At 33.7% G+C, this 22,476-nt stretch carries 20 protein-coding genes; 4 read left to right on the forward strand and 16 right to left on the reverse strand.

Translation table 11 applies throughout. The annotated features are described in order from the left end of the window. Positions 1–31 precede the first annotated feature (31 nt). Entirely contained in the window at positions 32–1,483 is a 1,452-nt protein-coding gene (locus CQ058_RS04130) for an MFS transporter (protein WP_012261183.1), read from the reverse strand. A 303-nt stretch (positions 1,484–1,786) separates the two neighbouring features. Beyond that, positions 1,787–3,004 carry an aspartate aminotransferase family protein gene (locus CQ058_RS04135; protein ID WP_002190021.1) on the reverse strand — a complete coding sequence of 406 codons (1,218 nt, stop codon included), beginning with the start codon at positions 3,002–3,004 and terminating at the stop codon, positions 1,787–1,789. A gap of 271 nt (positions 3,005–3,275) precedes the next feature. Between CQ058_RS04135 and CQ058_RS04140 the strand changes: the two genes are divergently transcribed. After that, positions 3,276–4,655, forward strand: a complete 1,380-nt coding sequence (locus CQ058_RS04140) for a catalase (protein ID WP_105589481.1) — start codon at positions 3,276–3,278, stop codon at positions 4,653–4,655. Positions 4,656–4,833: 178 nt separating this feature from the next. Here the strand turns inward: CQ058_RS04140 and CQ058_RS04145 are convergent, their stop codons facing one another. The 10 genes from CQ058_RS04145 to CQ058_RS04190 all read right to left on the reverse strand — a co-directional run bounded on the left by CQ058_RS04145 (position 4,834) and on the right by CQ058_RS04190 (position 14,311). Next, entirely contained in the window at positions 4,834–5,301 is a 468-nt protein-coding gene (locus tag CQ058_RS04145) for a hypothetical protein (protein WP_002190023.1), read from the reverse strand. A gap of 113 nt (positions 5,302–5,414) precedes the next feature. Next, complete coding sequence (locus CQ058_RS04150; RefSeq protein WP_002190024.1) at positions 5,415–7,169, reverse strand: adenine deaminase C-terminal domain-containing protein; 1,755 nt, start codon at positions 7,167–7,169, stop codon at positions 5,415–5,417. A gap of 331 nt (positions 7,170–7,500) precedes the next feature. Beyond that, entirely contained in the window at positions 7,501–8,667 is a 1,167-nt protein-coding gene (locus tag CQ058_RS04155) for a serine hydrolase domain-containing protein (protein WP_002190025.1), read from the reverse strand. Positions 8,668–9,091: 424 nt separating this feature from the next. Next, a complete protein-coding gene (locus CQ058_RS04160) occupies positions 9,092–9,598 on the reverse strand; it encodes a DUF3902 family protein (protein ID WP_002190026.1) in 507 nt (168 codons plus the stop codon). Between the two features lie 349 nt (positions 9,599–9,947). Then, complete coding sequence (locus tag CQ058_RS04165) at positions 9,948–10,685, reverse strand: hypothetical protein (protein ID WP_002192817.1); 738 nt, start codon at positions 10,683–10,685, stop codon at positions 9,948–9,950. Between the two features lie 15 nt (positions 10,686–10,700). Then, entirely contained in the window at positions 10,701–11,810 is a 1,110-nt protein-coding gene (locus tag CQ058_RS04170; RefSeq protein ID WP_002190028.1) for a DUF58 domain-containing protein, read from the reverse strand. Then, positions 11,807–12,739 (reverse strand): AAA family ATPase, encoded by a 933-nt coding sequence (locus CQ058_RS04175; RefSeq protein ID WP_001023371.1) that lies wholly within the window; start codon positions 12,737–12,739, stop codon positions 11,807–11,809. The genes CQ058_RS04170 and CQ058_RS04175 overlap by 4 nt, the downstream gene beginning before the upstream one ends. 146 nt (positions 12,740–12,885) lie before the next feature. Continuing rightward, positions 12,886–13,179 carry a putative quinol monooxygenase gene (locus CQ058_RS04180; RefSeq protein ID WP_000583822.1) on the reverse strand — a complete coding sequence of 98 codons (294 nt, stop codon included), beginning with the start codon at positions 13,177–13,179 and terminating at the stop codon, positions 12,886–12,888. A gap of 46 nt (positions 13,180–13,225) precedes the next feature. Next, positions 13,226–13,864, reverse strand: coding sequence for a nitroreductase family protein (locus CQ058_RS04185; protein ID WP_000185377.1), 639 nt, complete (start codon positions 13,862–13,864; stop codon positions 13,226–13,228). A gap of 18 nt (positions 13,865–13,882) precedes the next feature. After that, positions 13,883–14,311 carry a MarR family winged helix-turn-helix transcriptional regulator gene (locus tag CQ058_RS04190; protein ID WP_105589482.1) on the reverse strand — a complete coding sequence of 143 codons (429 nt, stop codon included), beginning with the start codon at positions 14,309–14,311 and terminating at the stop codon, positions 13,883–13,885. Between the two features lie 266 nt (positions 14,312–14,577). On the opposite strand from CQ058_RS04190, the gene CQ058_RS04200 reads away from it, so the two are divergent. Continuing rightward, positions 14,578–16,521 (forward strand): elongation factor G, encoded by a 1,944-nt coding sequence (locus CQ058_RS04200; RefSeq protein ID WP_002032917.1) that lies wholly within the window; start codon positions 14,578–14,580, stop codon positions 16,519–16,521. A gap of 47 nt (positions 16,522–16,568) precedes the next feature. On the opposite strand, the gene CQ058_RS04205 is transcribed toward CQ058_RS04200, so the two are convergent. Both CQ058_RS04205 and CQ058_RS04210 read right to left on the reverse strand, forming a co-directional pair. Beyond that, entirely contained in the window at positions 16,569–17,213 is a 645-nt protein-coding gene (locus tag CQ058_RS04205; protein WP_002190030.1) for a hypothetical protein, read from the reverse strand. A gap of 21 nt (positions 17,214–17,234) precedes the next feature. Beyond that, positions 17,235–17,702 carry an NUDIX hydrolase gene (locus CQ058_RS04210; RefSeq protein ID WP_002190031.1) on the reverse strand — a complete coding sequence of 156 codons (468 nt, stop codon included), beginning with the start codon at positions 17,700–17,702 and terminating at the stop codon, positions 17,235–17,237. A 387-nt stretch (positions 17,703–18,089) separates the two neighbouring features. Here CQ058_RS04210 and CQ058_RS04215 point away from each other — a divergent pair, with 387 nt between their 5' ends. Further along, complete coding sequence (locus CQ058_RS04215; protein WP_087946974.1) at positions 18,090–19,478, forward strand: erythromycin esterase family protein; 1,389 nt, start codon at positions 18,090–18,092, stop codon at positions 19,476–19,478. A 134-nt stretch (positions 19,479–19,612) separates the two neighbouring features. Here the strand turns inward: CQ058_RS04215 and CQ058_RS04220 are convergent, their stop codons facing one another. Beyond that, on the reverse strand, positions 19,613–20,665 hold the full coding sequence (locus tag CQ058_RS04220) for an SDR family oxidoreductase (protein WP_002190033.1): 1,053 nt from the start codon (positions 20,663–20,665) through the stop codon (positions 19,613–19,615). Between the two features lie 548 nt (positions 20,666–21,213). Further along, complete coding sequence (locus CQ058_RS04225) at positions 21,214–21,513, reverse strand: hypothetical protein (protein WP_002190034.1); 300 nt, start codon at positions 21,511–21,513, stop codon at positions 21,214–21,216. A 134-nt stretch (positions 21,514–21,647) separates the two neighbouring features. Between CQ058_RS04225 and CQ058_RS04230 the strand changes: the two genes are divergently transcribed. Further along, a complete protein-coding gene (locus tag CQ058_RS04230; protein ID WP_105589484.1) occupies positions 21,648–22,403 on the forward strand; it encodes a CPBP family intramembrane glutamic endopeptidase in 756 nt (251 codons plus the stop codon). Positions 22,404–22,476 lie beyond the last annotated feature (73 nt).

Raw genomic sequence — 22,476 nt, forward strand, 5'->3', positions numbered from 1 at the left:
TTGTGTAAAAGTCCACGTTGCTTTTCACAAATTATGCTTTTTTTCCTGCTTCAATTTCTAAAGATTCTTCATGCCACCAAAGTGTTTCTTCAGGATCCTCTTTAGCAATTTGATGTGCTTCTTTTTTCGATTCTACAGTAGGATAAGAACCTTTTAGTGCACGTCCTGAGGTTGTGACAAACAGTACACTAAACACAATTAATCCAATTACACTTACACCTGTTAAATAAAATGCTGGTGCCAGTGGATTACCAGTAGCATGAACTAAGTATGAACATACGAGCGGTGTTGTACCACCGAATATAGATACAGAAATATTAAAGGAGATAGAAAGCGCACGATAACGTACATCGGTGAAAAAGAGTGCTGGTAATAACGAAGGCAATGTTCCTTCATATACACTAAGGAAGAAACCTAAAATGAAAATACCCGCAAACATGGCTACAATATGTCCGTTACCAATTAATAAAAATGCTGGAATTGAACATAATGCTAAACCAAGTAAGCCAATTTGTACTACTCGTTTATTACCTACTTTATCACTTAATTTACCGAAATAAAGTGCCAGTGGAATCATAAGTGCCATCGTAATTGAAATAATTAATAAGCCCGTTGTTTCTTTGACTTTTAGTACTTGTGTTAAATAAGAAGGAATATACGAAAGGATCATATAGTTTGTAATGTTAAAGAAGGCAACAATTACTGTGCTTAATAAGAAGTCTTTTTTGTGATATTTTAATATATCCATAAATGAAAATTGTTCGTTGTCTTCAGATTCCTCTTGTGCTTTTTCCATCTCTTGAAAGATTGGAGATTCATCTAAATGACGTCGTAAATATAAACCGACCAAACCAATTGGTGCAGCAATTAAGAAAGGAATACGCCATCCCCAGCTGAGCATTTGCTCATCTGTTAATAATAACGTCAAAATGGTAACAATTACCGAGGCAGCAATGTAACCTGAGAGTGTTCCAATTTCAAGACCACTACCGAGTATACCACGCTTTTTATCTGGAGAAGATTCTGCGATATAAACCATTGCTCCTGAATATTCGCCGCCTGTAGAGAAGCCTTGAATCATTCGAGCAATTAAAAGTAGTATTGGTGCCCATACACCAATTTGTTCATAGGTTGGTAGTAATGCGATGAATAATGTAGAAAGTGCCATTAAAATAATAGTTGTACTTAAAACAATCTTTCGGCCGTATTTATCTCCTATTCTACCAAAGAAAATACCTCCGATTGGTCGAACGAGAAAGGCCGCCGCAAATGTACCAAATGTTAGTACAAGTTGCAAACCACTATTATCCACACCTGAGAAGAATAATTGACTTAATATTACCGCTAAATACGCGTATAATCCAAAGTCAAACCACTCCATTGCATTCCCAATGCCAGTAGCAATAACTGCTTTTTTCGCTTGTTTAGAATTGACAATATTAACGTCTTGAGGTTCAAAATTTAAATCATTATTTTGTTGCATATAGTAAAACAGCCCCTTATTTAATTTAACTTCTTTAAGCACACCTTCTCTTACTAGAATAAATTCAATACGAAGCACTTAAGGAAAAGCAACGTCTCCTTATCTGTTATTATTGTTTCACATAATTAATTATTTGTCCAACGAGATGCTTCCTAGATTAAGTAATTTACTATTTTAAAAAGCTGAAGAAGGCGCTATACGAGTACCTTTTTCAGCTTTTTATTTTAATATGTAAATTTATTTTTTTCACCCCTATTTTCTTCCTATTTGAATTAAAAATAAGGTGCTTTTTTATAAAGTTTTTTAAACACTCGCTATAGCTGATAAGCTATGAATACAGGAGATAAACTCATAAATAAATGCATCAATTTCTTCTTTAGTAATTATATATGGAGGAAGTAAACGGATGATGTTCCCTTGTGTAACATCAACTAACATTCCTTTCTCCATTAGCTCCACCTGTAATTTCTTAACATTTTCATTCTTATCATTCAAACTAATTCCAAACATCATTCCAGCATGACGTACTTCCTGAATATAATAAGAATTTTCTTTCTGAATTTCTTGCAATTTATCATTTAGATAGTGTGATGTTTCATACGCTTCTTGCATTAAACCATCGTCAATCAATGTATTTAAAACCGTTAACCCTAAAGCCGTTCCCATTGAAGAATGAGCAAACGTTGTGCCGTGATCTCCTGGTGCAAATACATCACATAACTTTTCACCTACAATAATTCCGCCAAGCGGTATCCCGCCTCCTGCTCCCTTACCAATTTGAATAATATCCGGTGTAATATTGAAATTTTGATAAGCAAATAGTTTACCAGTTCTGCCCATACCACTTTGAACTTCATCAACGATAAGAATGACATTATATTTATCACATAAATTTTGAACACCATGTAAATATTCACCCGATAAAGGGTATATCCCCCCGCTACCTAATACAGGCTCTAGCATAATCGCAATTGGATTTTCTTTAACAATTGTTTCTTCTAATTGCTCTATATTCTCGCGCTCTACTTCATATACTGGAATCGATGTTTTAGGGAAATTTTGATATACACTTTCTTGTCTCGTAAAATGAAGTGCCCCTAACGTACGCCCGTGGAAGCTATTCTTCAGCACTACGATTCCTTCACGTTCCTCATGCGTATTCGCTCTATATTTATCAATTAATTTCAACGTTGTTTCTGTCGCTTCCGTACCAGAGTTTGTAAAAAAGACTTTTCCATTTTTTAAAGAGCAATCAACTAATTTCTTTGCATACTCAATCGCAACTGGGTTTAAAAAATGAAACGGAAGATGCAGAGATTTCGTAACTTGTTCCATTGTCGTTTGCACGATTTTCGGGTGATTATACCCTAATACGTTCACTCCGACACCAGAAAATAAATCTACATACTCTTTACCATCCACATCATAAAGCTTGCACCCTTCTCCTCTTTCTATTGCAACCTTCGTACGACAATACGTAGGCATCATATATTCTTTATCTAATTGAAACCAATCCGACATTTTAAATTCCTCCTAGTTATTTTCCCTGTTTATTTATGTTCATTCTCTATAAAGTCATGTATAAATTCATTTTTAAGATTGTAATTTTAATAGTAATTTTCTTCCCGATATTCATTTTTCCATAATTTCTTCTATTTCAACAGGTCCACTACATACACGTTTTTTTCATCTAGCGGTCTGTTACTATTTTGAACTTTGCGTGTCATACATAATCAAGGCTATAAAATCATATTTAGTAACAATGGAAAAAAAAGATTTGGAGGCTATATCGATGTCTGAAAACTATGATAAACAGGGACAATCTTTACTAGGGAAAGGCTTTAATGAAAATGGAGAACGTAATGAACAAGCTATACTTCAATCTCAAACAGTTGGTTCACGTGGACCTATTTTAAAGCAAGATAATGTACTGCACGAGGCGTTACAAGAATTTATTCACGAAAAAATTTTAGAAAGACCTGTTCATGCAAAAGGATTTGGTGCATTCGGTTATTTTCAAACGATATATCCGATGTCTGAACATACAAAACTAAGCTTTTTACAAAATTCTAATGAGAAAATTCCTGTTATGGTTCGATTTTCATTAGCTGTTAGTACGAAAGGAACACCTGATACTTCTAGAAATGTACGAGGTTTTGCTACAAAATTTTATACAAAAGAAGGCCTATTTGATCTTTTATGTAATCACCTTCCTGTCTTTTCTGTTCGTGATCCGATGCGTTTCCCTGAAACTATTAATGCGTTATTGCCTTCACCTAAAAATAACTTAATAGACCCTGATAGATTTTGGGATTTTGTTGCTAGAGCACCCGAATCCATTCACTTTGTTGTCCGTTTATACTCTGATGCTGGTACGGCAAAAAGTCTTCGCCACATCCCAGGACATAGTGTAAATACATATGTTTGGAGAAATGCTCAAGGTTATCGAAAGTATGTAAAGTATCATTGGTATCCATTTGAAGGTGTACAATTCATTACTAGTGAGGAAGCAAATAAACTGGCCGCCGAAAATCCTGATTATAGCGGGAAAGATTTATACGATACAATTGAGGCTGGTAAAGCAGTGGAATATGGTTTATATGTCCAGCTCATGGATCCTAAAGATGAAACACACCTTTCTTATGACCCTTTAGATGATACAAAAGTATGGGATGAAAAGGAGTATCCTCTTATACCAGTAGGCAAAATGGTATTAAATAAAAATCCTGAAAACTATAAAGAACAAGTAGAAAAAGTCGCTTTCTCCCCTTCTAATTTACTAGACGGTGCAGAACTATCAGATGATAAAATGCTACAAGGTCGTGCTAACATTTATAGTGATTCTCAAAGAAGAAGAATTGGACCTGAATTTCGTAAAATAGCGATCAACCAACAGCAAGATTGGACACCTGCTAATCAAGCAACTAGCGGTGACGGAAGATACGTTGAAGGAAAACTTGAAAGAGCTTCTATAACTAAGAAAGACGACTTTGGGCAGCCTGGTGAATATTATGCGAAGTTATCACAAATCGAAAAAGAACATCTTGCCGAAAACTTAGCTAGTGATTTGAAAGTTATCTCCAATGATATAAGAAAGGTAGTTTTAGGGTATTTCCATGAAGTGTCAGCTGATTTAGCAAAGAGGATTGAGAGTGCGATGCAAAGGCTTTAATAATAAAAAAAACGTCATTTTCAATGATGAAAATGACGTTTTTTTATGGCGAACTTACTAGTGATTTCTACCGATTAATTTACATTTATTTACGAAAACTTTCCCATTCAAGATTTTCGTTACATCATTTTATATTATGGTATTCATTTCTCTTTTTCAGATAATCTTTTTCACATTGTTATGGTCTGTATTCCACGATTTTCCCTTGCTTCTTTTTCGTTTCGGTAACAATCCATTCCCCTTTTTCAAGGTTTAGGCGTTTCATTACATTAGTATCGTCTATTTCTTTATAAAGTAAAAATGCTTCTTGCGCCTTCACAAATAATCTAGGCTCTCCCCTATATCCACCACTATCATAAACTTTAGTTAGCGAATTATAATAAGAATCATTTTCCCTTCCGCCATACATCAAATGCGCAGCCTCTAGGTCTCTTTTACTAACTTCCAAAAAACTATTTTCATCAATCTTTAAATCAAATGTAGATATAATGTCATTCATAATGTTTTTCACATACTTTTCATCACGAATTTTACTTTCTTCCAGACAATCTGAAGATAACCTTGGTGCATTTGACTGAGAATGTACCACATGCTGTATAGATACGCACAAAATAAATACACTTAAAACATACAATAGTTTTTTCATATTTAAGTATCACCTCAAATGATTTAGATACTATATTATTTGAGGTTTAGGATATTCTTATGCTAAGAATGAGTAAGGTCCTATAAAATAGATTTTTTATAGGACCTTTCCTTTTAATATTGATTTATCAGTTTCATCGGCGAAGCAAGTACCTTACTACTTTTCACATCATATAATCCTATAGGTGTTACCCGTATAAAAGGCAAGTGCGTCGCAGAAAAGAATAAAATCGTAAATGCTGGATCATTATAGGTGTATCCTCGCTCTTGTAGTAATTCCACCATTTTTTTCTCTTTCTGTATTAATTCACTCATTTTCAAATTAGACATAATCCCGAGCAATGGTAATGCAATTTCGTGTAACACTTCATTTCTTTCCGCTATTACTATACCGCCACCTAGCTCTTTTACTCTATGAAAAGCTGTAAGCATATCTTCTTTCCTTTTTCCAATAAGAATGATGTCACCTGTACCGGAATAAGAGCTAGCAAGACCTCCTAATCCATTCGTAAAACCTTTCACAACTGTATTCACTCGCCAAGTGCCATCACGAGCAATCATCATAAGGAAACATTCATCATGCTCAATAGAAAGTTCTTCACCGTTTAAGTCGATTTCAGTTACATATGGTTTTGAAATAACATCATTTAATAATTTTATACCTGTTGTTTCAGAAAAAATCATATCTTCTTTCTTTAAAGACCAGTCTAATGATAATTGAGTTACTTTGAATTTACTCCAGTCTATATGTAATGATGCATTTTTGTTTATTCCGTCACGCTTCATCCATTTCCCCTTTGCAATTACACTTATTGGAATCGGATTTTCTTTACTTTCCAAAATATTAATATTTGCAATTCTTCCTGTCGCGATCGCGCCGTGTAAATGCTCCATATTATAATAACGAGCAATGTTATAGCTTGCCATATTATAGGCATCAATTACTGGCATTCCTTGCTTTATCGCGATTTCTATCATCCTATTCGTCATTCCGTTTTCATAAAATGACGGATGTGAACCATCTGTTGTGAACATGAATCTATCAAATTGCTTGACACCTAATTCCAGCAATTCTTTCAGTAAAACTTCTAAATCTGGACGGATAGAAGAGTTTCTAAGAGTAACGGTGTAACCTTGCATAAGGCGTGTTAATGCTTCCTGTCCTGTCATCGCTTCATGATCGCAATCAGTACCTAGTAACTTTAACTTCGCTAACGTTGATTCAGACGCACCGGGAAAATGACCTTCTACTTTTTTCTGTAAGCGCTTTGTTTCCTGTACCCAATTTAACATCTCATCATCGCCATTTAATAGTTTTGGCCATGCTGTTAACTCGCCGCCTTGAAGAACCGCTTCATGCTTTAGCCACTCTATTATTTCTTCACTATTAAATAAAGATTCACCATTTTGCAGCTCAGTTTGTCCATCAAAACGGCACCACCAATACATACTTGCTGGAATCTTTTCAAATTCATCTAATAAACGAAATGCTACTTCACGTTGTAACGTGAAAAATAAAGTTAAATTATCATTAATGAAAGTCGTTGTCCCAAATTGCATCGCATAATTTGCTAAAGTCTCTGGATTATATAATTGATATGGATGTGCATGCGGTTCTATGTAACTAGGAACTACATACTTTCCATTACAATCAACGACTTCACATTCATGTATTTGCTCTGGTAATTTTTCTCCTACATATATAATTCGGTCATCATAGACCCAAATATTTGCTTGCACCCACTCGCGCATATAGGAATTTAAATATGTTGCATTCTTGAATAAAATGTGCGGGCTTCTTGTGCCATCTATTACTTCAACATGTTCTCGTAATTGTGTGTTACTCCATCTAAACTGATTTTGTCCCAATGTATTTCACTCCACATCAATTTCCTTTTATTTATTAAAACAAAAATAATTAACTAACTAAAGTATTCTCCATTCATAACTCCCCTGTATATCCCCTATACCCTTTATTATATGGAATGATTACAAAAATGACAATTTTCAAAATTTACAAACATACCTCTTTGATCCTCAATAAAAAGGATGTCTTGTAACCGACATCCTTTTTTATACTAAACTATAAGATTGAATTACACTTGTATCCGTATTTATGTTCTACATATACTTGATTGCTGCCATACCATGAATGCTAATACTGTCCTTTAAAGCAGTATCTCATTCGCTTTCTTTTCATCTATTTCTTAAATTCAATTTGCATCATTTTATTAAACTGCGTATTAATATCAATCGCACCTAAAGAGTTAATACTAATAGCCAATGTATGTTTGCCTCCAATTGCTCCCCCAGCAAAAGTGGTAAATCCAGGAATCCCTCCTGTATGCCCCCAAACTGAAACACCGTTTGGAAGCTTAGTCTCATAGATTCCAAGACCATATCCATGGCCAAGTTCTTTAATCCCTGTAGGAACTGTAGTAAGCATTTCTTTTAGCTGCTTTTCCTTCAGTAACTTACCTCCAAGTAAAGATGAAAAGAATTTGTTTAAATCGTCCGCATTAGAAATCATATCTCCAGCTGAATTAGCTATACTTGGATTATAATACGTCATGTCTTTCAATTCACTTGTTTCTTCTATTTTCATATAACCACGAGCATGATCCTTTCCTGGAATAACGGGTGAATTCCCTGGTAAAAACGTATTTGACAGATCCAAAGGTTCAATAATTCGCTTTTCAATTTCTTCCGCATAACTATTTCCAGTTATTTTTTCAATAAGCATTCCCAATATTACGTATCCTGTGTTTGAATACAGCCATCCCTTACCTGGTGAAAAATCTGGAGGTAGAGAAAGTCCTATTTTCACTATTTCTTCTGCTGTATACGTTTTTCTCGAATTCATTATGTCAGCATCTTTTGACTTTAAGTATTCAGCTATACCACTCGTATGATTCAAAAGTTGACGTATCGTAATTTGATTGCCATCATACCCATTACCTTGAATGAGACCCGGTAGCCACTTTTCAATTGGATCGTCAAGTTGCACGCGATTTTCTCCTACTAATTGAAGAACAGTCGTAGCGGTAAAAGTCTTCGTCACACTCCCAATCCGAAAACGATAATCCGATTTCATTGTTTTCTTTGTATTTAAATCCGCGACGCCAGCAGTATAACTACTAATCTTTCCATTGTTAGACGTCTTCGCTAATATTCCTGGGGTTCCAAGCTGTACTGTTTCCTGCATTACTTGTTTCCAACCATTCCGATTCTTTTGATCATGTGATTGTGACGGACTAGATAAATTTTGAACAGACTCTGCTTTCACAGTAAAACCTGGTGTGAATAGAGTAGTACCCGCTAATAAAACTGCCAAACTTGCTAACTTAATTGAATTACATTTTTTCATAAGGCTCCCTCTCCTCTATTAATATAAGATTAATTCAAGTTATACTTTAATCCTATATGATAAAACTCTCTTTTTTCTTATCCATTCCTTACGAAATACTTACGTTCAAATTTTGATACGATAAACTGAGAAAGAGCTATGCATGAAAATAAAAAGGGCATATAAAATAAAGACAGCCACTTAACTGCCCTTATTTTCATTTCACCTCGTCTTTATTATTTTTAAGATGATTCATTAATTGTGTTCGTTTCAAAGGTACATATATGTTTGTTCCAGTAACATATCTTTTTCTCAATCGAATTATCTTATAAATTTAAGGAGTTCATATTAAGATTAACAATAAAAAAGAACGTGTTTTCAATTTATCAGAACACGTTCACTTACATACTTAAAACCCTATATCAACTTTTTATTTCATTCACTTTTACCATCCTGCACTAGCATTCATGCCGTTTCCAATAATAGTAAGAAATAGTGGCCACAATACTGGTCCTAACGTAAGAAGTAAATTTAGAAGTATAAGTAATCTATATACCCCGGGGAAATTTTGCTCTTTACGATTTACAAATACTAAACTAACTAATAATATTATGGTCGTTAAAAATAAAAGTAGAGTTAGCAACCAATACCAAACCATTAAACTGAGACTCCATGGTGTTAATAGCTCGTGTATTATACCAAATATGATTCCTAATACTCCAAAACTAAAGGTAGTAACTGTTGATTTTATAAGCACTATATTTAATGTTTTTTCGTATGTATTTTTACAATATAAATCTATTAAAGTGTATAAAGATAAATATGCCATTAATACACCTATCCAAGACAATAACCAGTCTCCGCCTCCTCTAAATAACATGAACAGCAGCCAACACATCCCTACTGCAGAAAAAGTAAAGGAAATAAGTATGCTTTTCAATACCGGTTTCATTATATTTTCACACCCTTAAAAATAAATTATAAGTTTTTACTAAACTCATGTAATTTTTTATTAACATGCTACCCATTAATCGTTTAGCTCTAACGTATCCTTTTTTCATTCTATATTAATAAAACAAAGATATACTCATGAACAATTAAAGAAGCAATACTCTACAAAGAGTTCCATATAGCTTGTATATTCTTTTTCCATTGGTAGAGATATTAAAAAATTAAGTATACATTAACATGCAATTAAATATAAGTAAATAAAATTAATTTACAGCTAATTTTATTTACTTATATAACTTTCATATTCAGATTAACTCAGCCACCATTTTATTTTCATATAATACATTCTACTATTCATATCGCCCTTTTCCATCCCGCTCTATCCACCGCATAGTCTTCTTAACATCTAACTCCGTATACGTCTTTTCACCATAACGAACAGACTCATATATTGGAATAATGTCTATCGTTCTACAAATTCTTTTCAGCCATTGTTGCATCGTTTCATAGGGCCTTCGCTGTTCGTGAAATGGTAAAGTTCTTTCCCATTCAACTAATGTTTTCCTTATCGTGTCTTTAGGTAACGGCTGTTCAAACTGATGCTTCACTTTCTTGTTCTTTTCGGTTCTATCCGTATTTTCTTTTGTTATCGATTGTTTATCCTGTTCTATTTCTGATTTCGTTACCTTTTTCCTCATTAATTTATAAAAAGCATATAGAATGACCACTGCAATAATTACATAAAAAACGACACTAATCCATGAATTTGAAAGAACAGAAAACACATCAGTCCATGAATTTTTTCGTACAAAAAGTGGAATTTTCCTATCTATTTTTGTTCTTGTATCTACAACTCCTGTTTCTTCATCTATAATTCTTTCAGGTTCATCAAACTGTTCGTCTAAACTAGTAAAATCATAATTTCTTTCTGATATTGTCTCCGTCTTACTAAAAAAACGCTCTTTTACTATGTCCTGTACATGCACAACACCTTGTGATAACGTTATCGCACTAACCGCAAAGAAAAGTATGATTAAAGCTTTTACACTCCACAACTTCACCTTCATATGCCGCTTTTTATTCACCATGACATAAGCCCTTTCTTATTCTTTAATTACAATCCATTTATTCGTTCTACTATATTCCCTAGGTGAAGTACCAAGAATTAAAGGAACTGCATCCAATTCCTTACGACGAAATCCTGCTGTGTAAAAATAAGTAGAAGATACAGGCGTATCTTGATCCGATATTGAGGCAAGTATCTTTAATACATTTTGCAAATGTTTCCGATTATCCCCGTTCTTTACATGTAACAATCCGTTACCTTTCACACTGTTAATCCATAACTCAAATGAACAATCTTGCATGAGCAGTTGTTTGCATATGCCTGCGGTTAATTCAATAAGCTCTTCAATATCATTTCGTAAAGAAACGCCACTTTTATTTTGTAAATTGAGATAAATCGCGTATTTATCAGATTGTGTTCGTTCATATTTTTTCGCAGTTATCGTCCCTGTTTTTGCTGTTGCACCCCAATGGATAGAACGAAAATCTTCATTTTCATAAGACTTCACTCCCATTACTTTCGTTTCATCATATAGCGGAGAAGACATCGCTTTTCGAAATCCGCGTGACCATTCTTGTAATTCAGGAACTTGTATTTTCGGAACGGCTGGTAAAACTAAATAGGACGGCGTATCAACTTGTTTATATGTTATATGTTTCGTTATGAATCCAAAGGGATCAGTAATAACAATTTCAACTTCTTCCCATTTCGCGATTCCTCTTTTTAAAGCTACAGCTTGCAAATCAAATGAAACTGCCTCTCCTCCTTTTATATTGAAATTCAAATAATAATTTGAACCTGTACTATGATTTTTGTTTAGTTCATCATGATTCCAAGTTAGCTTGTTTTCACATTTAAATCGAAATACGATATTAAGAATAGGAAATAACGACTTGTTTGAAATTTTTATTTTGCACATATTCGTTTCACCTATAAAAACGTTTGAATTCCCTTGACTGTATTCCCATTCAACACGAGATACTTTACGTATGTATACATGCATAGTACCTATTAAAATTACATACAAAAATACGAGAGATAATATGAGTAGATTACTTGAAAATACACATAAAATAACGGCTACAACTGACATAACTCCTATTACGAAAGGCTCCGCTAAAGGTGTATACACAAGCTGTTGATTCATCGTACATTCTCCACTGGCACACTAATCGTATGAAGAATTTCTTTCATGATTTGTTCTTTTGTCGTTTTCATCTCCCCTTCAATCGTTAACGTTAAACGATGAGCACAAACGGATGCAGCTAGTAGTTTTATATCATCTGGTGTACAGTAATCTCTTTCATTTAATATTGCTCGTGCTTGGATTGCCCGCATAAATGCCAATGTGCCTCGCGGGCTTACACCAATTTCAATTAACTCATGCTTACGGGTTGCTTCAATAATTTCAAGAAGATAATCTTGCACATCATTCCCTACTAACACTTCCCTTGCACGTTTTTGTATATTTATTATTTCTTCACTTGAAATAATAGAATGTAGCGTTTCTAATGGATCATTCGTTTGGAACCGATTCATCATTTCCTTTTCTGCTTCTCTCGTAGGGTAACCTTGTCGAATAGTAAGTAAAAATCGGTCTAATTGAGCATCAGGTAAAGGAAATGTACCCGCCGATTCAAGAGGATTTTGCGTTGCAATAACTAAAAAAGGTTCTGGTAATGAATGTGTCTGTTTCGCAATCGTAACGGTACGTTCTTCCATAACTTCAAGTAACGAAGATTGCGTTCTCGGCACAGCTCGATTAATTTCATCTACTAATACTATATTTGCAAAAATAGGCCCTAACCTCGTTTTAAAATCCGATTCCTTCACATCAAAATATTCGAGTCCAATAACATCTCCAGGCAAAGTATCAGCTGTAAATTGAATTCTTTGGAACTTAGCGTCCACACTTTTAGCCAAACTTTTCGCTAATGTTGTTTTCCCTGTCCCAGGTACATCTTCTAATAAAATATGTCCTCTTGCTATAAGAGCTATAGCTGCTAGTTCAATCGATTCATCTTTTCCTATAATGACCTTTGAAATATTGTTAGTGATTTTCTTTAATATGTTCATATATTTCACTACCACCTTTAAATGTTTTTAAAATTAAGAATATTTATTTTCCAAATTATAACACATTACGTTAGAAGTAAATATATTCCTATCTAAATAAAAAAGATGACCTCAGCCATACGCTAAAGTCATCTTTTTCTACCTAATTATTTTACTAGTTCACCGCTATAAACCTTTATATCAAGCGGAGCAGTTAAAAACTGTGATGCTTTACTAACGAAAGATGTGAAGTGTTCACTCGTATTATGACTCGCAACTGCTGCTTCATCTTTCCATACTTCTACCATCGTATAAACACTTTCTTTTTCAGTATCTTTATATAAATCGTAAGATACATTTCCACTTTCTTCTCTTGAACCATGAAGTAGTGGCTGAATTTCTTCTAAAAATGATTGTTGTTTTGCTGGATCTACTTGAAATATTGCGTGAATAATAATCATGGTGTTTCCCCTCTCATATCTCACTTATTTCTGTTTTGTTATAAAATTACTTCCACTCAGCAACTTTTTCAATTGGAAGACGTACTGATGGATAACCACTGTCAGCAGCTTTTCCGATTGAAATTAACATAACTGGTACGTGACGCTCTTTGTCTAATCCGAAAGCTTCTGCGATTTGGTCTTTTTCAAATCCACCAATTGGGCAAGTATCATAGCCGTGAGCACGTGCTGCTAACATAAATTGCATCGCTACAAGACCACCGTCAATTAGTACAGTATCTTTCATTACTTCTGGTGTAACCATTGAGAAGTAACCTGAAAGTTTTTTCATTTGATCTTCTTTTACTTCAGCTGGCATAAGTCCGCGCTCTACTGCTGTACCGTAAATTTCTTCTGCGTTATCAAAGTTGTTTAAGTCACCAAATACAGCAATCATCGCTGAAGATGTTTCTACTTGAGATTGATTGAATTTCGCTAGTGGCGCAAGTGTTGCTTTTGCTTCGTCACTTTCAATAACTAAGAATCTCCATGGTTGCATGTTTACTGAAGATGGTGCAAGTGTTGCTTCTGTAAGAATTTCAGTCATTTCTTCTTTGCTAATTTTCACTGAAGGATCGTACTTACGGATTGAACGGCGTCCTGTTAAAATTTCGTTAAAATCATTTGTTTTTACTGAGTTAGTCATAGTTGTATTCTCCCTTTTTTAAAGTTCTTTTATATTTTCTTGAATGCGGTCTAACATCGTTAAAAGATTGTCGCGTTCTACTTCACTTAATCCTTTAAATGCTGAAGTAGCGAAACGCTCTTTTTCCTCTTGATACACTTGAATTTTATTTCGTCCCTCTTCTGTAAGAGAAACTAACGTAATTCTGTTATCATCTGGATTTTTACGTCTTGTAATCATTCCGTTTGCTTCCAGCTGTTTTAAATGCCTCGTAATCGCGGCATTATCAATATTTACTTCTTGCTGAAGTGCTTTTTGACTAATTTCATCTACTTCAAATAACTGAAGTATAAGCTCTAATCGAGACTGACTCATACCCGTACACCCTTCAAATTTCGAACTTACTTCTTTGTTGAGAAAGTGTAATTTATATAAAATTATTGCTTCTTTTGAGCATGAACTTGTCAAATTACCCCTCCTTTACATCCAATACAAAAAACATTTGATGCATCAATAGTTGATATGTCAATTAATATAATCTATATCGATTTAGAATGCAAGCATTTTGTTTTCATTTTTATTTTTTCCAAATTAAGGCGCTTTGTCGCGTTACAAAAAATGTAAATTACATTATAATAGTAATAATTTAAATGACTGGAGAGTGATTGTAATGCGGCAATACACAAATAGAAATGAGGAATTAAAAATGGAAAATGAAATGAGGATATTTATATATGACAACAATAAATATAGGGATTGTCGCGCACGTAGATGCTGGCAAGACGAGTTTGACTGAGCGTATTCTTTATGAAACGAATGTGATTAAAGAAGTTGGCCGAGTAGATAGTGGCAATACGCAAACTGACTCAATGGAATTAGAAAGACAACGCGGAATTACGATTAAAGCATCGGTCGTTTCTTTCTTTATTGATGATTTAAAAGTAAATGTCATTGATACACCTGGACATGCTGATTTTATCGCTGAAGTGGAGCGATCATTCCGTGTTTTAGACGGTGCCATTTTAGTTATATCTGCCGTTGAAGGTGTGCAAGCACAAACGAAGATTTTAATGCGGACATTACAGAAATTAAACATACCTACTATATTATTTGTTAATAAAATAGACCGTAGTGGCGCAAATACTGAAAAAGTTGTGAAACAAATAAAAGCAATCCTTTCAAATGACGCATTCCCCTTCTACTCTGTAGAGAACGAAGGAACAAAGAAAGCTCATATTATTGAATATAAATCATATGACGATTGTATTGAACTATTAGCGCCATATAAGGAATCATTGCTTGCATCCTATGTAAATAACGAAATAATACCGGATACACTATTAAGAAAAGAACTAGAAAAACAAATGCAACAAGCAAATGTGTTCCCCATCTTTTTTGGTTCAGCAATGACAGGTGTAGGTGTAACTGAACTACTTGAAAATATTTCAGCGCTAATTCCAGTTAATAAACCGGTGCAAGATAAAACATTATCCGGTGTTGTTTTTAAAATTGAACGTGAACCTTCTGGTGAAAAGATTGCTTACGTAAGAGTTTTTTCAGGTAGTTTACACGTTAGAAAATATGTTGATATACAGCGTGGAGAGTCTCTACCACATAAGGAAAAGATTAAAAAAATGTGCATGTTTCATAATGGAGATGCCGTTCAATCTTCTACTGTTCATAGCGGAGAGTTTTGCAAAGTATGGGGACTTACGAATATTAAAATTGGTGATATTATCGGTGAACGGACGGATTATATAAAGGATATTCACTTTGCCGAACCACAAATGGAAGCTGCTATTGAAGCAGTACAAAAAGAACGAATTCATGATTTATACGCTGCACTTATGGAACTATGCGAAGAAGATCCTCTCATTAAGGTTTGGAAAGACAATGTTCACAATGAACTATACATTCGCCTTTTCGGTGAAGTGCAAAAAGAAGTTATTGAAACAACACTTTATGAAAAATACCGTCTACAAGTTACCTTTTCAAACACGCGAGTTGTATGTATTGAAAAACCAATTCGTATAGGAAATAGCGTTGAAGTAATGGGCGAAAAAGCGAATCCATTTTACGCAACAATTGGGTTCAAAGTTGAACGTGGCGCGCTTAACTCTGGGATAACGTATAACTTAGGTGTCGAACTTGGATCACTGCCTTTAGCATTTCATAAAGCGATTGAAGATACTGTATTCCAAACGTTAAAACAAGGATTATACGGATGGGAAGTTACTGACATTATCGTCACGTTAACACATACTGGTTATGCAAGCCCTGTTACAACAGCGAGTGACTTTAGAAACTTAACACCGCTCGTATTAATGGATGCTTTGAAACGGGCTGAAACATGTGTATATGAGCCATTAAACGAATTTGAATTAACTGTACCAGAGCACGCAATTAGTACCACAATGTATAAGCTCGCTGCCATACCAGCAACTTTTGTAGAGCCTATATTAAATAATGATTCTTACCAGTTAACAGGATCATTACCTGTTGCAAAAACAGAGGATTTTAAACGAATACTCCATTCATTTACTGAAGGAGAAGGTATCTTTATAACAAAGCCAACTGGTTTCACAAAACTTACGGCTCCCTTCCCTACTCGAAAACGTGTTGACTTTAATCCGCTAAATCGGAAAGATTATTTGCTTCATGTTTTGAAGGCTTATTAAACAAAAGAGAGGTGCAATTTGCACCTCTTTTTGCATGTGTTGATAAATTAGTTTGTCCTAACAACTTCTTTAAGTTTTTCTATTACTTTCGCTATAGCTTCAATTGAATTCTCCGTTTCAAATTCCCCAACATTTAAAGAATGGTTTGCATTTTTAACAATCTCAATCTTTAAATTGGATTGCTCTAATCGCTCCATTTGACTTGCATTATATTGATGATCTTTGTCTCCAATTACTAAAAGCCCGTCGTGATGACTATGTAAGATGGACTCAAAAATCAAATCAAACGTCAGTAAAGGTGTAAGTAGTATCATTTTTGACTGTGCAAATTCCTCTTTCTTCATTAAATCATTCGCAATGGGAATTGTTCCGAGTGATTTCCCTAAAAACATCGAATCTTTGTATTGTCCACTTCTTAGCACTTCATTAATGATAGGATTAATATCATCCATCATTACTTTCGTTACTTCTTCCATTGGTTTTTCCATTAACTGTCCATCATAGGAATAATGAATATGTACTACATCTATTTTATTTTCAAGCATAAGCATCGTTGCATAATAAAATAACGGCTTGTCATAATTGTAGCCTGAACCTGAGAACATAAAACAGATTGTATTAGAACCTTTTTCGATATGTGTGTAACGAATGACTTTATTATCTATATGTATCTCTTTTTTAGTCCCCTTCACCGTTTTCCCCTCCAAACACGCTTATTTTTGCAAAACGATATGTTCTGTATGAATTGATATATCCTTTACTTTATCTTTTATAAACGCTGGCTGTAAGTTATACGCATCTAACTCTTCTACCGGCACCCACATAAATAAATACCTTCTACCTTCTTCTTCTAGAATATATTGATCAGCCCCATTTGCAGGTAATTCATGCAATTCTACTTCATAATAAAAACTAATCTCATGAAACTTTCGCTCAGAAAGGGTGAAGAAATTTTCTACTGACCATATTAATCTCTTCACCTCAATAGGAACACCTACTTCTTCTGCAAGCTCCCGTTTTAACGCGTCCTCACTATTTTCTAGCATTTTCACTCGTCCACCTGGCACGTACCAATAATTTTCCCCTTCGTCTTGAAGGATAAGTATTTTATTATCATATTTACAAATTGCTCCGACGCGGTAATTAAAACATGTTTCCTCTACTTTAAGTGTAAGATCCACAATTTTGTACCACCTTTATATAGTTTTGGATTATGATATTAAGCAATTGTAATTACAAGTAAGTACACTAAAAAACTTTTTTCACATGCACTTAACCTAATTACACTCTATTATTTATAAATTAAGGTTACTAAATCCACTCAAGTCTTTCAATGTTTTTAGATAAAAACCACTATTCTAACTATTGATTCATTATTTGTTGTTAACTACCTCGTAGTAATTTATAAAAATAATAATCTTCATCATCTAATTCCAGTTTGAATATTCTCAATTTTTTTATTGTTTCTTTTGTTATTATCAATTAATATAAATATGTGGAAGAACAGTAGATATTTGGATGTATCTACCGCTATTAAAAAACAAAATTGTTTCATGGGGGGGAAATATGTGTTTACTAAGTGGAAAATAGGAATGGTTACTTCTCTTCTAGCTTTCACAGCATTTACATCTGTGATTTCTGCTGAAGAGAAGCCGAAAGATCAGCCCAAATGGGAAGAATGGATAAAGGAAAATGCACAAAAATTAAACGAACCAAACGCACAGACAAATGAAGATTTATCCTTTTTAAAAGAAAAAATAAAGGATAAACGAATTGTTCTGCTGGGTGAAAGTACACATGGTGCTAAGGAAATAAACCAATCAAAAGTACGTATGATTAAGTATTTACATGAAGAAATGGGATATGATGTAATTGCATTTGAAACAGGATTTGCGGAGGCAAATGCTGTAAATCAAAATCTCGACCAATTAACTGCTTTGCAGGCTATGAAAAAATCTTTATACGGTGTTTGGCATACTGAAGAAATATTGGAGCTCTTTCAATATATAAAAGATCAAAAGGAAAAAGGAACACCTCTTATATTAACAGGGTTTGATACTCAATTCAGATGGTATTCTTATTTCCCTGAGTTTGCAAAAGAATGGTTAGAAAAAATTAATCCTGAAATTGCTAATGATATAGAAATAGCTCATAAAGAATTACTCAATATAGAGGAGAAAATTGAATCTATAGATAATAAGTACCCCTACGAACAATATAAAGCGGACGTTCAGCAAGTAATAGCGAAATATGAAAAAATTAAAACGTTTGTTCAACAACATAAAGCCGAATTAAATAAGATAGCTCCATCAAATACATACGATGTAAATCTATTAGAAAAGACTATCAGTATACGCATTGATACAATTAAAACACTCCAAGATGCTACTGTAAAAGAAAAAAACTTTATTTATCCAACAAACTTTAAACTTACAGATCTATCTCTTTATATTCGAGATCAAAAGATGGGACAATCTTTAGCTTGGTTAAGTGATATTCAATACAAAAATAAAAAAATCATTGTATGGGGACATAACTACCATATCCGAAAACAAAATTCAAAAATGATACTCGACTTGTTCAAATTCCAACAAAACAATTTGAAAGCACCCAATATGATTGATTATTTACCTCAACGGATAAAAGATCAAATGTACACAATTGGTGTATATGCATATAGCGGAAATAGTTGGGATAGTAGTGACCTTAATAAAATAGTCCCTATAGATACAGACCATGCTGAACAAAGTATCGAGAATATATTACGAACATCTCAAAATCCTAATGTATTTGTTAATTTAAAAGGAGAAAGCAATCGCCCTGAAACATCTTGGATGTTTACTCCTACTACCGCAAGACACTGGGGCGTTAAAAAATCCGAAGAAATTTTGAGGCCGATTGAACAGTACGATGGCATACTATGGCTAGACCGCATTTCACCATCACAATATAAGTAAGGAAAAGAGCACACTTTCGCTATGAATAAGTGTGCTCTTTTCTATTCATAATAATTACTATAGTTTAGAAATTTATAGAATATCTTCTAGAATAATGATATATACAATAAATTATAACATCCTTTAAAATCAAATCATTCTAAAAGTACCCTTGTTTGCCCTTCTTTATACCACTTCTCTATTAATACTCTCTCCCTCTCACCTGAAATACCTGCCTTTAATTCCCTTCCTTGCATCTCTTTCATCCACCCATACACGTCTGTAACTGTATCTTCTAAACTTCTAAAAGTAAGCCCCTCTTTAACTGCGCTCTCTATATTAATAGAAAATCCACCTTTCCATGGCTCTGTTTCACCTTCTAATGCAAAAGTTTCGGGAAGCCATAATGGTATTTCCGTCCATGGCTGCACTTTATTCTCATGCATAAACGACTCATCAACCCAAACGAATTCAGCATCGCTATTCGTAACCTTTTTACACGTATTTAATAACTCTTCCATCGTCAATTCATCTTTCTGACCCGTTACATTGAATGTACCTACTTTATTGTTTTCTGCCATGTTTAGTCCAAAACTTGCGACATCTTTTATATCAACGAACTGTACTGGGCGGTCTTTCCTTCCTGGCACTAATACTTTCCCACCCTTTGCTACACGCTGAACCCAATATGGAAGCCGATCTGTATAATCAAACATTCCTGAAAGAAGTCCTGCTCTTACGTGTAAAACACACCCCGGCCAATACTTCTCTGCTTCTTTTTCACATAGTACTTTAAGCGCACCGTAATACTCATAAGGGGATACTTCACCATTCTCCACAGCCTTTATTTGATCACTTGATGGTTCGGGTTGTAATATATAATCTTCTTTTATGTGATACGGAATCCAATCTTTATATACGGAAAGGCTTGAGATGAATGTATAATGCTTTATATTATCTTTAAGTACTTCTCCTACATTCCTAATGTGATGAGGAGAAAATCCACACGTATCTATGACCAAATCCCATTTTCGATTTTCTAAACTTGAAACATCATCATTTCTGTCACCGATTAACTGCTCCACTTCAGGAAAAATTTCTTTATTTGTTCCACGATTAAATAATGTAACTTCATGCCCTCTTTTTAAAACCTCTTCTACAAAAGCTCTTCCTAAAAATCGTGTACCACCTAGAATTAGAATCTTCATGGTTCTCCCCCATTCGTGATAAAAAATCTATTCATTTGTTTAACGATTTTTTGTTGTGAAAAGTTACGGGGGATTTGTTGTTTTACTTCAATTAAATATTTAACTATTTTCGGGCCGTGACCTCATTATATAAGAAAAAAACAACAGAAAAGTTAAAACATTCTTTTAATTAACGTTTTTACGTATTTTTTACATTTACTCTAACAAAATGACATAAATTCTAAGTTACGCTATTTTTAAAATTGACTGCTGATTTTCATACACTAAGATTTTTCCTAATCCTGCTTTATTTCTCTCTGTACATTCAGATGAGCAACTTACTGATCATTAATATCCCAATAATATACCCTGTTTTAAAAAAGCCTTCTGTAGTTATACGGAATGTTTACTTTTCAACATTTTCATAGATTTAGACCTGATTAATATTAAATCTTAGTTGCTCATGTCCACTCATTAATCTATAACATGAGGTCATCTAATCTAAATCATTCATATTCATACAAACAATGCTCCTATCAAATTGACAGGAGCATTGTTTTTTTCAACCCCTATTTACTTTTATACATTTGAATTGAAATTATCGAAATTAAACTGAGAAGCCCCATAAATAAACAAATCGCACCTAGAATTGTATAAGAATTTCCGTATCCTTGTAATAAAGCTAAATACGTACTTGTATCCATATGACCGCCCTGCTCTGCAACAGATTCACTTGTTGCCTTACTCCCCATTTCTGGTGCATTTATTAGTACATACACACCGATAATAGCTACTAATGCTGAAATGATTTCTACAACATTAGACTTTGTCATCATACCCTCACCTTTCAAACAACGCCTTTTATCCATCTAGTGAAGTCTCTTTCTATCTCTTACTATACTAGCAAAAAAAAGAGATATAATTTAATCCCCTTCTCTATTACTAGAATCAACAATATGAAAATATCCAATATTTGATTAACAAATTATACGTACTTAGGTAGGTGATAAATATTAATAAAAACATAGTTTATCATTCAACATTTTACATTTATTCTCTCACATCGTTCTTTTATATCTTTTTGCTAAACATAGAAAATGGTCGTAGTTATTTGGGTTTCACGATGGTTGTTCCGTTGTTAGCCGTTCTTTTATATCAAAAAGCATATAAGAAACAAGAAATTTTTCATACATTTGGCATTTCACGTCCAACATTAAAATCACTAATTTTCTCCATTTTATTCCCACTACTTCTAGGTCTATGTCTCCATTTCTATTTTTATATTTATAATATAAAGTTCTTATTTAATCACTGCAATGAATTGGGATTTCTCCTACTCATTGGTCTTACAATTGCAGCTTTGTCTGCATTTTTAGAGGAAATTATTTGGCGCGGAAATCTTCATTACTATTTACGAAAAAAATATTCATTAATACAAACCGCAATAATTACAGCTTCACTTTGGTCTTTATGGCATTTACCAGTAGCACTCTTTTATAAAAACTATGAGTTATGGTTTGTAGGAATATTAAGTTATCTATCGTTATTATTTATATTATCTATAATTTTGACGTACACGAGAGAGTACGGTCGTTCTGTACTACCACCCTCAATTTTACATGGTATGTTTAATGTATTTTTTTTAACAGATGGATTGCAAAACAAGTGGGATGCCAGCCTAATGGAGTTAATTAAATTTATCTTTTTAGCAATTGCGCTCTGCATTATGCATCTTATACATCGAAAAGTTAAAAAATAGTTAACAATTAAAAAAAGTGTTGAAGTACTTAATGTACCTTAATTAGCTCATTAAGTACTTCAACACCTTTCAA

Origin of the sequence: Bacillus sp. MYb56, from assembly GCF_002976445.1 — a bacterium.
In the GTDB taxonomy this organism is placed as follows: Bacteria; Bacillota; Bacilli; order Bacillales; family Bacillaceae_G; genus Bacillus_A; species Bacillus_A mycoides.